The sequence below is a fragment of the uncultured Legionella sp. genome, from assembly GCF_937871865.1.
In the GTDB taxonomy this organism is placed as follows: Bacteria; Pseudomonadota; Gammaproteobacteria; order Legionellales; family Legionellaceae; genus Legionella.
In genome coordinates this window covers 1-12,797 of the sequence record NZ_CALMPD010000073.1, presented here as the reverse complement: position 1 = coordinate 12,797, position 12,797 = coordinate 1, and the positions used below count along the sequence as shown (strand labels likewise).

Sequence of the window (12,797 nt, the reverse complement as noted above, 5' to 3'; positions counted from 1 at the left end):
CTGTGTTAACGTACCAAGAAAAAACAAACAGCGATAAATCCAAGGAAACCATAAAAAGGTGATAAATTCCAGACAGCTAATGCAATAAAAAATAACACACATAACAAGGCAATAGGGACAGAAAAATGCATTTCCACAACACCTTGTGCAACAGAAAAAGTTGCTGCGGCCAAAAGTGCCAAGGCGCCATACTGAACGGAGATCATTATTTTCCGAGTCGTTGGGCCATTATGAGAGGTTAACCAATGATACCCCAGTATTGCCATTATCAAACCTGGCAAATTAAGGCAGATAACTGCTAGGAATAGTCCTGGAATACCCCCCGCCTTGTAACCTATCAATGCGGATAATTTTACTGCCGTTAAACCAGGAAATAAGAAGCTTGTTCCTACCATGCTGATAAACTCTTCATTTTCTACCCAATGGCGGTAATTTACTGCCTCATACTCCAACAATTTAAGCATGGAGTTGCCTCCACCTAAAGAGATCAGGCCAATTTTTCCAAAGCTGTAAATAATATTCAATAGGGTATTGATCATATTTTTAGAATTTTTTTCAGGAATGTAACATATTCGCAGGAAACCTGCTTGCCCAGCAAGTTATCGCTTAGAAATTCTACGAGATAAAGCGATTTACCTTCCACACACGCACTAAAATAGATTTTATTTTTTACTTCCAATCGTGCTAACTCGAGTTTGATATTGGGAGTGGTGGGAAATTTATAAACAAAAGATTCCTTCTTAACAAAAACTTCAATTCCCTCATGGCGTGCTTGTCTGGCAATATCTTCTAAACGGAGGCGTTCTGCATTCGCTATAGGATTCTGACTGTGTATCTTTTCCAGATTGATTTTATGGCCAAATCCAATAGTCGCGGATGTTTGGTTTATTATTGGCTTATAGAGGAGCTCATTACGTCGGAGCTTGATGTTGTAATCGTAATTGGGGAGGATAAAATAAATATCCTCTTTATGTTTTTGCTGATAATTGGCCAAATCCAGTAATGAGTTATCGATGTTAGATAAGCTGATAATGTCCTCTTCTGACCAAAAAAATCGCCGCTCCCATTTTATTTCATCTTGCTCTTCTGTTACAAGACGGGCCAATTGGATTGTATTCGTAGTCGAAAATTCAAAATTCCAAACAAGTCGTTGGCTCATACTGTACTCACCTATGTATATACATTGACGCTAGTCGAAGAAGGGGGTTTTTGCAACTTAAACATTCCTGTTTATTTGTTTTATACTAATAATATGATACTCGCAAAATGAAGTGCAAAGAGTATATACTAGTAATCAATCCTGCAATAACCAAAGGCAAAGGAAGGTATACTTTATGGCAATTGTACTCTTTTTGATTTATCTCGCATTTACCCTGATTGTGCTCTACAGGGCTGCTAATCCATTAATCTGGGAAATTGGCAGCGTTGTTTATTTAATCGCTGCTACTTTTGGGCTAGGGTTCCCTTGGGTAATCGGTATTTTGGTATGGGCAGTTATTATTCTTGCCATGATTGTTGTTCAAGTAGAGCCTGTACGTGCTTTTATTGCAGATTATTTATATAAAACAGCGGGTAAATCTGTTCCTAAGTTATCCAAAACTGAAGAGGAAGCTCTCAATGCCGGAGATACTTGGCTAGAGCAAGATATCTTTACGGGAACACCCGATTGGGAGCGATTAGCTAATGTGGTTACAGAACTTTCCGCTGAAGAACAATCTTTTCTCGATAATGAAACTCAAATTTTATGTGCCATGCTGGATGATTGGGAAATCAGCCAGGAACGTGACTTACCTGTTAAAGTCTGGAATTACATCAAAGACAATGGGTTTTTGGGATTAGTGATCCCCAAAGAATTTGGTGGGAAAGGATTTTCAGCGCGAGCCCACTCAGATGTCGTTATGAAACTGGCATCTCGCTCAGGCGTTGCTGCTGTTTCGGTTATGGTACCCAATTCTTTAGGCCCAGGTGAGCTAATCAACTATTATGGTACTGATGAGCAAAAAGCCTATTATTTACCACGTCTTGCCAAGGGCATCGATATTCCCTGTTTTGCCTTGACTGAACCAGGTGCTGGTAGTGATGCAACGTCTATTCAGTCTGATGCAATAGTGGTACAAAAGACAATTGAGGGTAAATCTGTATTGGGACTGAATATCACGCTGGATAAGCGTTGGATTACTTTGGCCCCTATAGCTACCTTAATTGGCCTTGCGGTGAATTTAAAAGATCCTGATGGCCTCTTAAACGGTGAGGGCGAAGAGGGAATCTCTTGTTTATTGATCCCCAGAGATACAGAACACCTTGAGATTGGTAATCGACACTTACCGGCTGATCAGCCGTTTATGAATGGTACGATACGAGGTAAGAATATTTTTGTACCCATTACTTCCATTATTGGCGGGCAGAAAAAAGCGGGTTCTGGCTGGCAAATGTTAGTAGAATGCTTGTCTATCGGACGTTCCATATCATTACCTGCATTAGGTGCTGGTTCTTCGTCTGTTTCTTATGTCACATCGGGTGCCTTTGCTCGGATTCGCCGGCAATTCAATGTGGAAATTGCTCAGTTTGAAGGGGTTGCAGAAAAACTGGCGGAAATCGCAGGCTTAAACTATTTGATTAATTCAACTCGTTTATTAACCGTTGCTGCAGTAAATGAACATAAGAAGCCCTCTGTAGCTTCCGCAATTACCAAATATTTTAATACCGAGTTAGCGCGTGTTGTGGTGAATGCTGCAATGGATGTGCACGGAGGAAGGGCTGTTGTAGTCGGTCCTCGTAATTATCTGACTGGCTTTTATCAAGGGGTGCCTGTATCGATTACGGTTGAAGGGGCCAATATTATGTCAAGAAATCTGTTGATTTTTGGGCAGGGTTCAATGGCGTGTCACCCATACATTCGTGACGAATTTTATGCTGTTGCTGCAGACAATAAAAAAGCTTTTGGGGAGATAATCTGGAAACACATTCATTATTTCATGCAGAATTTGGCCAAAACAGTATGCTCCGCATGGACTGGTGGCATTTTTATTGCAGTACCTGATAATTCGATGAAGAAAGAATATAAACGTTTGGCTCGTTTAAGTCATGCCTTTGCCTGGCTTGCTGACTTGTCTTTAATCTATCTTGGTGGCGATTTAAAAAGAAGGGAGCGGGTATCTGCTCGTTTAGCCGATGGAATGTCTTACCTCTATATGGCTATGGCTGTTTTACGTAACGTACAACTAAACCAATCTCACCCTGACGAACAATTACATGCTCAATGGGCGGTTACTTATTGTTTTTATCATGCACAAAAATCAATGATTGCTTTATGCCATAATTTCCCATCTAAATTTTTAGGCTTGGTCGCTCGTTTGCTTGCATTTCCTTTTGGGCAAACGATGCGTTACCCAACGGACAAATTGGATCAAAAATTAGCGCGTTTAATGACCGAGAACAATTATTATCGTGATCGCATGAAAAAACAGATTTTCTTAAGTGGTGATCCCACTCAGCCCGTCGATAGAATGGAACATGCTCTTCAGCTTATTCTTCAAACAGAAGAGCTTGTTAAAAAGACAGGGGATTTAAAGCGATTCAAATTTAATAAATTGAAGGAAAAGTTACAGGAAAAAGTGGATAAAGCTGAATTAACTCAGCAGGATATGAATGATATTCTTGCTGTTGAAGATGCTCGGTGGGATGCTATCCTGGTCGATGAGTTCACTTTTGACTCTATGAAAAAGAAAACATTTAATTCAGTTACAGATACCATTAAAACTCCTTTTAAGTAAATTTTACACTCTTTTAACATCAATTAAAAAACCAGCTGCCTCTAAAATGGAGCTGGTTTGCTATAATAAAGCTAAATCATGAACGTTATTTTATGCCAGTGCATCTCAAACGTTGAATTATCACAGAACTTTATTTAAATATTTTGCGCAAAATTAAGTGATGGCGAGACAGCAAGAGTATATTCATTCAAAAGTAGATATAACTGTTTTTAGAGAGATTAAATTATGGATAAAACACCACTACCATCTAAAGAAGTTCTTTTATTGTGTATGAAAGTAGCAGGATCTTCGATAGAAGGTGCAGAGTATTTTGCCCGTCGATTTGAGGAGCAGCTAAGAAAAGCCAAGATGCTTCCTGAATGTCAGGACATTTTAGATAAAGTGAAGGAGTTTGCTGATTTCGTTCGTCATAAATTAACGTCCAGTACTCAACCCTGGAAAGGCGAACAAAACTATTTATCCGATTTCCAGAACATGCAGGAGAATCTGGCTACTGAGGCTGCGAAAAAACTAGAAGGAGTTGTCAATGGAAATGTGATCGTTGATGTTGCTTTCGGTCCTTCTGGTGCGATGCTAAGAGGCTACAGTGATGACAATGGTCCTCTTTCTGCGAAGGAAACCGCAGCATTAGATACCTTATTAAACTCTTGGTTTGCCAAACAAGATCATGTAAGTAAAGGCAGTAGAATCTTTCTGGCAGATAAGGATGGTGATGTGAAACTCAATGCCAGTGGAAAAGACGCTAATGCTGATTCAGATCATCTAAGAGTACTTATCAAGGACCCTGACGTTGGATGTGAGACGTTTATGGAAGACAAAGGGGTTGCTGTTACTGTTCGAGTGCATGAATATCCTGTCGAACAGTTGGAAGCAGGACAAGAAGCAGTCGCCAAGGCTGCGGAAGCCAGAGCAACTGCTCCTTCGGCAAAACAAGAAGAGGCAGTCGAAATGGAACCAGAAGCACCTCATACTGGGATGTCTTCTGGCGGTTAGCTATTCGCTGCGTTCAACCGTTCTATTGAGCCTATATCAAACCATGTTCCCTGATATAGGCTTCCTGTTGCTCTGTTCTTGCTCGTCAAATCTCTGATTAGTGGAGCTACTGAGTATCGACCTTGTCTGCACTGTTCAAATACTTGAGGATGATATCCGGCAATTCCTGCAAAGGTGTATTTCGGATTTGCATTACTTAATTGCTTCTGGTTAATTAAACTAAAATCACCGTGATGATTCAGTGCAGGATTTTTATTAATGAGGACGAGGTGTACTGAGTCTATTAATTTCAATTCAAACTGAGAAAAATCATAATCGGTATAAATATCTGCATTGACGGTTAAGAATGGCTCATCCCCTAACAACGGTAGGGCTTTAACGATCCCTCCTCCTGTTTCAAGTCCTCCTGGTGGTTCTGGTGAATAATGAATGTGTACTCCATAGCGTTGGCCATTGCCCAGAAACTGTCTGATCTGCCCTCCTAGATAGGCATGGTTAATTATCAGAGTCTCAAATCCTGCTTTTGCCAGATTGATTACATGGTGTTCTATTAATGGTTTACCCTTTACCCTACATAATGCTTTGGGGAGCTGATCGGTCAGGGGTTTTAAGCGTTCGCCGCGGCCGGCTGCCAGAATCATGGCTACTTTCATGGTAAATACACCCGTTTTTGAAGGAAATGAAAGAACGGACGAAGTTCTTCGTAAGTTTCAGTGCATTCAAGGACGTAGCGTAAGGTCAGAGGTAAATTATTCAGATAACCTGATTTACCATCTCTTAAATACAAACGGCAAAAAATACCTAAAACCTTTAAGTGCCTTTGCAAGCCGCACAGATCAAATGCGCGCATTAATTCGGGCTGGGTATAATGGTTTTTAGCAATGGCATGATGTGTGTGGAAATAATTTACCCATTCGATTACATTGTCTCGCGGCCAACAAATATAGCAATCCTTCAGCAGAGAAACCAGATCATAGGTAATGGGGCCACTCATTGCATCCTGAAAATCAATTACGCCTAGAGTTGACTCTTTGGCACTGTTAATTAACATTAAATTGCGAGAATGATAGTCACGATGAATAAAAGTTAAAGGTTGGAAGGAAACTTCTTTGGCGATCCAAGCCATAGTTTGTTGTACCAGAGACAGTTCATCATCAGTTAAAGTGAGTTTCAGGTATCTTTTAAAAAACCACTCTGGGCACAGTTCCATTTCCTTTAGCATGAATGTTTTATCAAACGCAGGTAATTGCTGATCGTTAATAGGACAGTTTTGAATTTTTAATAAGGTGTTAATTGCCTCATGATAGTAAGCGTTAGCGCTATCTTCTTTCAGGGCGCCCAATAATAGTTGATCACCAAAATCGCTTAATAATAAAAAGCCTTGCTTTAAATTAATGGCAAGTACTTCTGGAGTGTTTACACCTTCTTTTGCAAGGGTTTGTGCGATGTGGATAAATGGCTCCAGAGCTTCTTTGTCAGGAGGCGCATCCATAACGACATTAGTTAATCCATTGTATTGAATACGAAAATACCTTCTAAAGCTGGCATCCCCTGCGAGAGGCAGTATACTGTAGTCTTTCTGTGGAATAATGTGATCCAGCCACTCTTTCAGTGCGTTTTCTCTTTCATGCATGCTATACTTCCCATCTTTATTTTTGGCTTGCAACTAGGATCTGACTACATTTCGCTAGTTTGAGCCAAAATGTAAACAGCTCTAGGTCTTCTCGTAAATGAACGAGGAGCATTGGGTGCATAATAAGGCATTTTGTTAGCGGTGAACATCAAGTTTTATAAGAAGCTTACCAAATTTTTTCCATCCATTCGCTTTTTGCAAGAGCTAAGCGATTGGATTGAAGTCTCATCATCTGGAAAAATGATGCGAATTTTTAATTCTGCCAAGTGGTTCCTGATGAGTGCCGCAATGGCTGGTGGCTTGGTTATGCTTATAATTTATCATACCCTGGCTCATTCCGCTTCTTTGATTTCTGAGCCTGTACAGGCTTGCGTCATTGCCAGAGATGTTGATTTGACTGATGCTATTCGAGCCAAATTTGCTCAATGTCTTGGGTGGCAAGACGATAGAAGTACCCCTATTTGTCGCGGTTCTTATCAACCCATTACGGTAACACCTTTATCAAGCCTAGATGAAGTACGTATTCTGGCGGATAGTGTCTCATTTTATCGTGATAAGCGCTCAACGCTTTCAGGTAATGTGGAGGTACGCCAAGATCTGAGAGTGGTTAATGCTCAAACTGCCTATCTCTATAGAGACCCTAAGAGCAATGAAGTTACCAAAATTGAATTTCTTGGGGATGTTCGTTATCTGGAACCAGATAAATTAATGATTGCTCGCAAGGCGGTAATCAATCCTCAGGATAAATCCGGTTTCACCGAAGATGTTCTATATCGCTTTAATACGAATAAACGCAGTGCAGAGCTGCCGGCATGGGGGCGGGCGAGTTTTATTCAGCGATTTGCTAATCAGGATTATTTATTACGTAAAGCGACTTATACTACTTGTGCTCCTCAGGATAGAGCTTGGGATATCCGAGCAGATTCAATCACTTTGGATAATGCAAAGGCGAAAGGAGTTGCTCGAAATGCAACGTTAAGAATACACGATTGGCCTGTGCTTTATTCCCCCTATCTAAGTTTTCCTACGAGCAGAGAACGTAAATCGGGTTTTTTAATGCCTCTGGTTGGACATTCCAATGTAGGAGGATATGATTTTGGTGTGCCTTATTATTGGAATATTGCGCCAAACTACGATATGACCATAGTACCTCATGTCTATTCAAAACGAGGAGTCATGGCAGGAGGTGAGTTTCGTTATTTAACCGGAAACAGTATTGGTAAATTAGAAGGAACTCTTCTCCCTGACGACAAGGCCTACGGTAATTTTTTAAAGAATAATGAATATGAATACCCTCGGCTTCGAGGTAATTCTAGGAATCGCTGGTCGTTCGGATTTTTGGATACTACTTACTTTACATCGAACCTGCTGCTGAATGTAAATGTGCAGCAAGTTTCTGATGATTATTATTTTCAAGATTTCAGTTCTAATTTAGCTATAATCACTCAACGGCAATTGTTGCGTCAGGCAGATTTAACTTATACAACAGATAATTGGACTTTCAGAGGGATGGGGCAGAGTTATCAAACACTGCAGCCAGTAAATGAAATTTATTTATCACCTGTTTATGAACGATTGCCGCAGTTAATGGCAAACGGGAGGTATTATGATTTGCCCTTTAACGCCAATTTAAATATTCTTGCTCAATACGATCAGTTTAATTGGCCTTCTGATCATTGGGGTTTGGTTCCTGTCACAATGCCCCAGGGGCCTCGATTTCATTTCAATCCAGTTCTAACCGTACCTTTTATAAAGCCGTGGGGCTATATTACTCCTTCGGTACAGGTTGTTGAGAACTATTATGATGTTCAGAATTATAATAGTACTGGCTTACACAATCATTTCGGATTACCTAATAAAGATTTTAATCGGACTATCCCTCGTTATAGTGTGGACAGCGGTTTGTTCTTTGATCGTGATTTTCAAATGATGGGTAATTCGTATACCCAGACTTTGGAGCCACGGTTATTTTATTTGCGTGTTCCTTATCAAAACCAAACACCTATTCCGGTTTATGACTCTGGAATTATGATCTTTAATGCAGATCAATTATTTCGAACCAACCGTTTCTCTGGGTTTGATCGTATTGGAGATGCGAATCAATTGAGCTACGCCGTGACGACTCGATGGTTGTCTGAAAGTACTGGTGGAGAAAAAGCTAATTTCACTATAGGACAAATTAAATATTTTGCCGATAGACGAGTTCAATTATGTCAGAATGCCACCGGCTACTGTGTTGATAATCCTTATGTATTTGGTGAACTGTCTTCAACATATGGAACTTCACCTGTTGCTTCTCGTGCTGTTTACCGTTTTAATTCGTCTTGGTCTGTTTCTGGTGATTACATTTGGGATCCTGCGACCAAAGCTACTGATAATGCGGATTTAAATTTTCATTATCAGCCAAGGCCTAATGCTATTATAAGTGCCGGGTATAGTTATTTGGTAAATGGCGATGTCACTGCAGTAAGAGATAATAGGCCAGCAAATAATGCACTGAATCAAGCTATAGCCGCTTTTTCCTGGCCATTAACCGAGCGATGGAGCAGTGTGGGGGCATACAGCCAAAACATTAGCAAAAACTACAGTATGATGTCATTGCTTGGGGTTCAATATGATAATTGTTGTTGGGCAGTCAGAGTTTTGGGCGGACGTACATTCAAAAACTTGAACAATGATTTCCAGCCTCAATATAATAACAATGTTTATGTACAATTATTATTAAAAGGTTTGGGAACTGTGGCAAATAGTGATCCTTATAATATACTGAGTACTTATATTCCGGGGTATAATGATCCATTCCGCCGCTAAATTAGAGTATAAATTAACCAAATGTGCTTGTGTTTTGATTAAGAATAACCTAAATTGCGCAGCAAAGAGTAAATGAGGATTTGGCATGTTTAAAAAAATAGCATTGATGTGCGTTTTGTTGTCAGGAATAAATGTTGCTGAGAGCAAACAGCTGTTAGATAAAGTAGTAGCAATTGTAAATAATGGAGTGATTACTTCAAGTGAGCTTGATGCACAGGTTGAGTTATCTAAAAAGCAAATTATTGCTCAGAAAGTACAAATGCCTAAAGATTCAGTACTGCGCAAGCAGGTATTGCAGCATTTAATTGATGTTGATTTACAAATGCAGCTTGCAAAACAAAATGGAGTTACAGTCGATAGTGCAGAACTTAATGAAGCGATTGAACGAGTCGCTGCGATGAATAATTTAACCTTGTCCCAGCTAAGAGAAGAAATCACCAAGCAGGGAATGACCTGGCAGCAATACCGACGTAATATTCGCAAAGAAATGGTCCTCAGTCGTGTACAACAAAAGGCCGTAGGTAAAGACGTACAAGTGACTAATGAGCAGGTTGAGCAATATTTAAAAACAGCAAGCACAGTTGATAACTCTTCTGCAACGTTTCACCTGCAAAATATTGTCATCCCGTTAAACGAAGAACCCACTACGGAAGAATTAAAAAGTGCTAAAGCGAATGCAAATAACTTATTAGCTAAAATTAGAAAAGGTGAAGATTTTAGCCGTTTGGCAATCGAGGAGTCGAGCGGTGAACTGGCTTTAGAAGGCGGCGATTTAGGAGAGCGGCATTTGGCAGAGCTGCCAGAAATTTTTGCCAAAGAAGTCGTGAAAATGAAAGTAGGTCAGGTTGTTGGTCCTTTGCGTACAGGGAATGGTTTTCAATTAATTAAGTTAGTGGCAATCGGTGGTATGAATCAACAACATATAGTAACTCAGACTCATGTGCGCCATATTCTGCTTAAGCCTGATGCAAGCATGCTGCCTTCCGATTCGCTAAAGCAGGTGAAAAACATATACCAACAACTAAAAGCGGGGAAAGATTTTGCATTAATGGCGAAACAATATTCTCTGGATGCTGCCAGTGCGGTCAAAGGTGGCGATTTAGGATGGGTTGGTCCTGGTGAACTTGTGCCAGAATTTGAAAAAACCATGAATAGTTTGCCTTTGCATAAAGTAAGTCAACCAGTAAAAAGTCAGTTTGGTTGGCATTTAATTGAGGTCATCGCGCGTAAGCAGAAAGATGATACCGAGGCATTTAAAAAACAACAGGTACGACAGTTCTTGCAACAACGTAAATTTGCAGAAGCAGTTCAAAATTGGCAGCAACATTTACGAACAGAAGCTTATGTTAATATAGTGGACAAGGATTTGGCATGAAGCCACTGCTTATCAGCAGCGGTGAACCAGCAGGAATAGGCCCTGATTTGTGCCTGACTCTTGCTGGTTGTGATTTGCCCGTAGTCGTCTTGGGCGATCGATTGGTTCTGGAATCCAGAGCAAAAGAATTAAATCAAAACATTACTTTCCTTGAATACGATTCGGAAACACCCTTAAGGACAACGGCAGGCTGTTTAACTGTTCTTTCTGTTCCTTGTACCGGTTCTGTTATTAGTGGTCAATTAAATCCAGAAAATGCAGCATACGTCATTGAGTTGTTAACTCTTGGAGCAACCCTTTGTCAGAATGGAGATTTTTCAGGATTAGTGACAGCTCCGGTTCATAAAGCGAACATCAATGCCGGCGGCATCCCATTCACCGGTCACACCGAGTTTTTTGCAGATTTTTTTCATATTGAACATGTGGTAATGATGCTCGCTTGTCAGCAGATGAAAGTAGCTTTGGTCACAACGCATCTGCCACTAAGTAGAGTTCCTGATAGCATTACTCAACCCCTTATTATTCGTGTGATCAACCAATTACATCGATCGTTGGTAAATGATTTCGGGATTAAGAATCCAAAAATTAAAGTGGCTGGTTTAAATCCTCATGCAGGAGAGTCTGGTTATTTGGGGCGAGAGGAAATTGAAGTAATAAGTCCCGCCTTAAATGAATTAAAAAATATGGGCATTGATGTTCAGGGACCTTTGCCAGCAGATACCATGTTTACTAATAATGATAAGTCCGACTGCGATGCTTATGTTGCCATGTACCATGATCAGGGCTTGCCTGTACTAAAATTTGCAGGATTTGGCGAATCAGTCAATGTTACCCTTGGATTACCTATTATACGGACTTCTGTAGATCATGGGACGGCATTGGAGCTGGCTGGAAAAAACAGTGCTGATCCAGGTAGTTTGCTTGCTGCTGTTAAGATGGCAATGGATATGGCGAAGATAAGGAATCAGCAATGACGATAATCAGTTTAATTGCAGCAATAGATGAAGCCGGTGGATTGGGAGTTGATAATCAATTGCTGTGTCATTTACCAGCTGATTTACAACATTTTAAAAATATAACCATGGGCAAACCCATTATTATGGGACGCAAGACTTTTGCATCCATTGGAAGACCCCTGCCCGGAAGATTAAATATAGTATTAAGTCATTCATCTATTGCGATTCCAGGAGTAACATGTGTTGGTTCATTAGATGAAGCACTATCCCTGACTACACAAGAAGATGAAGTGATGATTATTGGGGGGGCGAATTTATTTTCTCAAGCAATGGATAATGCAGATCGTATGTATATTACCAAAATCCATCACGAATTTAAGGCCGATGTATTTTTTCCTATGATTAGTGAACTAGAATGGAGCTGCCGAAATAGTGAATTTCGACAGCGTGATGAGAAGAACCAATATGATATGACGTTCATTACTTATCAACGGATGGAAGGAATATAAACTTAATAGTGCGAATGCATCTTATTATGGTGCATTGTGTTCGGGATTTTTGAACCAACGATAAGCCCCTGATGTCTACTCATTACTTTGTAATTATCGGTAATAATTTCGCGACCAGCGTATGAAATATTACAATGATTATAGCCTGGCCAAGTTTTTCCTGGTTGGATGCCGCCATGAAAATCAGCCTGACACACAAATAACGGATTTCCATTAGTATCTCTACCAATTTGTATTGCTCCTCGAGCATCACGCACCCAATTAAATCGCCCTAATCTATGTTGGTTAGGGATTGTAAATTGATCTACGACATATTCTTTACCGCCATAAGGTACATTGCAGCGATCATAACCAGCCCAGGTTTTCCCTGGTTGCACACTATTAAATAGTTTTGCCTGACATAAATATAAAATAGCTCCATTAGTATCGATACCGGTTCTTATGGCATCAGTTAATGGAGAGATGCGATGACGATGTATGTTAGGATTGGCAAAAAGTTCTGTAACAACACACATCATAAGTAATAAAGGTAAAACTCGAAACATCGGATATCTCCATATTAAAAAGGAAAACAAGCATAACCAAGGCTCAATTATACTCAACATGGTCTATAGAAGATCGAAATGGATTGCTATAAACAACAAATTAAAAAAGATGCGAAATAAATGCAAAAAGTGTTTGACACTGATGTCGAAATCAGTAGAATACGCAGCACGCCTTCGGGGCAGGTTCATTAAGAATTGAGAA

General features: G+C 40.1%; 11 protein-coding genes. 6 read left to right on the top strand and 5 right to left on the bottom strand.

Annotation, left to right across the window (positions count from 1 at the left end; genetic code table 11):
- Nucleotides 1–5 precede the first annotated feature (5 nt).
- Both Q0495_RS04180 and Q0495_RS04175 read right to left on the bottom strand, forming a co-directional pair.
- A complete protein-coding gene (locus tag Q0495_RS04180; protein ID WP_298623432.1) occupies nucleotides 6–539 on the bottom strand; it encodes a chromate transporter in 534 nt (177 codons plus the stop codon).
- Nucleotides 536–1,159: a hypothetical protein gene (locus Q0495_RS04175; protein ID WP_298623430.1), complete on the bottom strand. Its 624-nt coding sequence runs from the start codon at nucleotides 1,157–1,159 to the stop codon at nucleotides 536–538. The genes Q0495_RS04180 and Q0495_RS04175 overlap by 4 nt, the downstream gene beginning before the upstream one ends.
- A 175-nt stretch (nucleotides 1,160–1,334) precedes the next feature.
- Here Q0495_RS04175 and Q0495_RS04170 point away from each other — a divergent pair, with 175 nt between their 5' ends.
- Together Q0495_RS04170 and Q0495_RS04165 are read left to right on the top strand one after the other, a co-directional pair.
- The gene (locus Q0495_RS04170) at nucleotides 1,335–3,773 is read left to right on the top strand and encodes an acyl-CoA dehydrogenase (protein ID WP_298623428.1); all 2,439 of its coding nucleotides are present in this window, start codon (nucleotides 1,335–1,337) and stop codon (nucleotides 3,771–3,773) included.
- Nucleotides 3,774–3,998: 225 nt separating this feature from the next.
- On the top strand, nucleotides 3,999–4,766 hold the full coding sequence (locus Q0495_RS04165; protein ID WP_298623426.1) for a hypothetical protein: 768 nt from the start codon (nucleotides 3,999–4,001) through the stop codon (nucleotides 4,764–4,766).
- Here Q0495_RS04165 and murU read toward each other — a convergent pair.
- Together murU and Q0495_RS04155 are read right to left on the bottom strand one after the other, a co-directional pair.
- Nucleotides 4,763–5,419, bottom strand: a complete 657-nt coding sequence (murU, locus tag Q0495_RS04160; RefSeq protein ID WP_298623424.1) for an N-acetylmuramate alpha-1-phosphate uridylyltransferase MurU — start codon at nucleotides 5,417–5,419, stop codon at nucleotides 4,763–4,765. The two genes, Q0495_RS04165 and murU, sit on opposite strands and share 4 nt — an antisense overlap.
- On the bottom strand, nucleotides 5,416–6,399 hold the full coding sequence (locus Q0495_RS04155; RefSeq protein WP_298623422.1) for a phosphotransferase: 984 nt from the start codon (nucleotides 6,397–6,399) through the stop codon (nucleotides 5,416–5,418). The genes murU and Q0495_RS04155 overlap by 4 nt, the downstream gene beginning before the upstream one ends.
- A 276-nt stretch (nucleotides 6,400–6,675) precedes the next feature.
- Here Q0495_RS04155 and Q0495_RS04150 point away from each other — a divergent pair, with 276 nt between their 5' ends.
- The 4 genes from Q0495_RS04150 to Q0495_RS04135 all read left to right on the top strand — a co-directional run bounded on the left by Q0495_RS04150 (nucleotide 6,676) and on the right by Q0495_RS04135 (nucleotide 12,050).
- Nucleotides 6,676–9,210 carry an LPS-assembly protein LptD gene (locus tag Q0495_RS04150; protein ID WP_298623434.1) on the top strand — a complete coding sequence of 845 codons (2,535 nt, stop codon included), beginning with the start codon at nucleotides 6,676–6,678 and terminating at the stop codon, nucleotides 9,208–9,210.
- An 85-nt stretch (nucleotides 9,211–9,295) separates the two neighbouring features.
- Complete coding sequence (locus tag Q0495_RS04145) at nucleotides 9,296–10,585, top strand: peptidylprolyl isomerase (protein WP_298623420.1); 1,290 nt, start codon at nucleotides 9,296–9,298, stop codon at nucleotides 10,583–10,585.
- Nucleotides 10,582–11,559: a 4-hydroxythreonine-4-phosphate dehydrogenase PdxA gene (gene pdxA, locus Q0495_RS04140; protein WP_298623418.1), complete on the top strand. Its 978-nt coding sequence runs from the start codon at nucleotides 10,582–10,584 to the stop codon at nucleotides 11,557–11,559. Before Q0495_RS04145 ends, pdxA begins: the two co-directional genes overlap by 4 nt.
- The gene (locus tag Q0495_RS04135) at nucleotides 11,556–12,050 is read left to right on the top strand and encodes a dihydrofolate reductase (RefSeq protein WP_298623416.1); all 495 of its coding nucleotides are present in this window, start codon (nucleotides 11,556–11,558) and stop codon (nucleotides 12,048–12,050) included. The genes pdxA and Q0495_RS04135 overlap by 4 nt, the downstream gene beginning before the upstream one ends.
- Before the next feature lie 2 nt (nucleotides 12,051–12,052).
- Here Q0495_RS04135 and Q0495_RS04130 read toward each other — a convergent pair whose 3' ends face one another.
- Entirely contained in the window at nucleotides 12,053–12,595 is a 543-nt protein-coding gene (locus Q0495_RS04130) for a DUF3421 domain-containing protein (RefSeq protein WP_298623414.1), read from the bottom strand.
- Nucleotides 12,596–12,797: the final 202 nt, after the last annotated feature.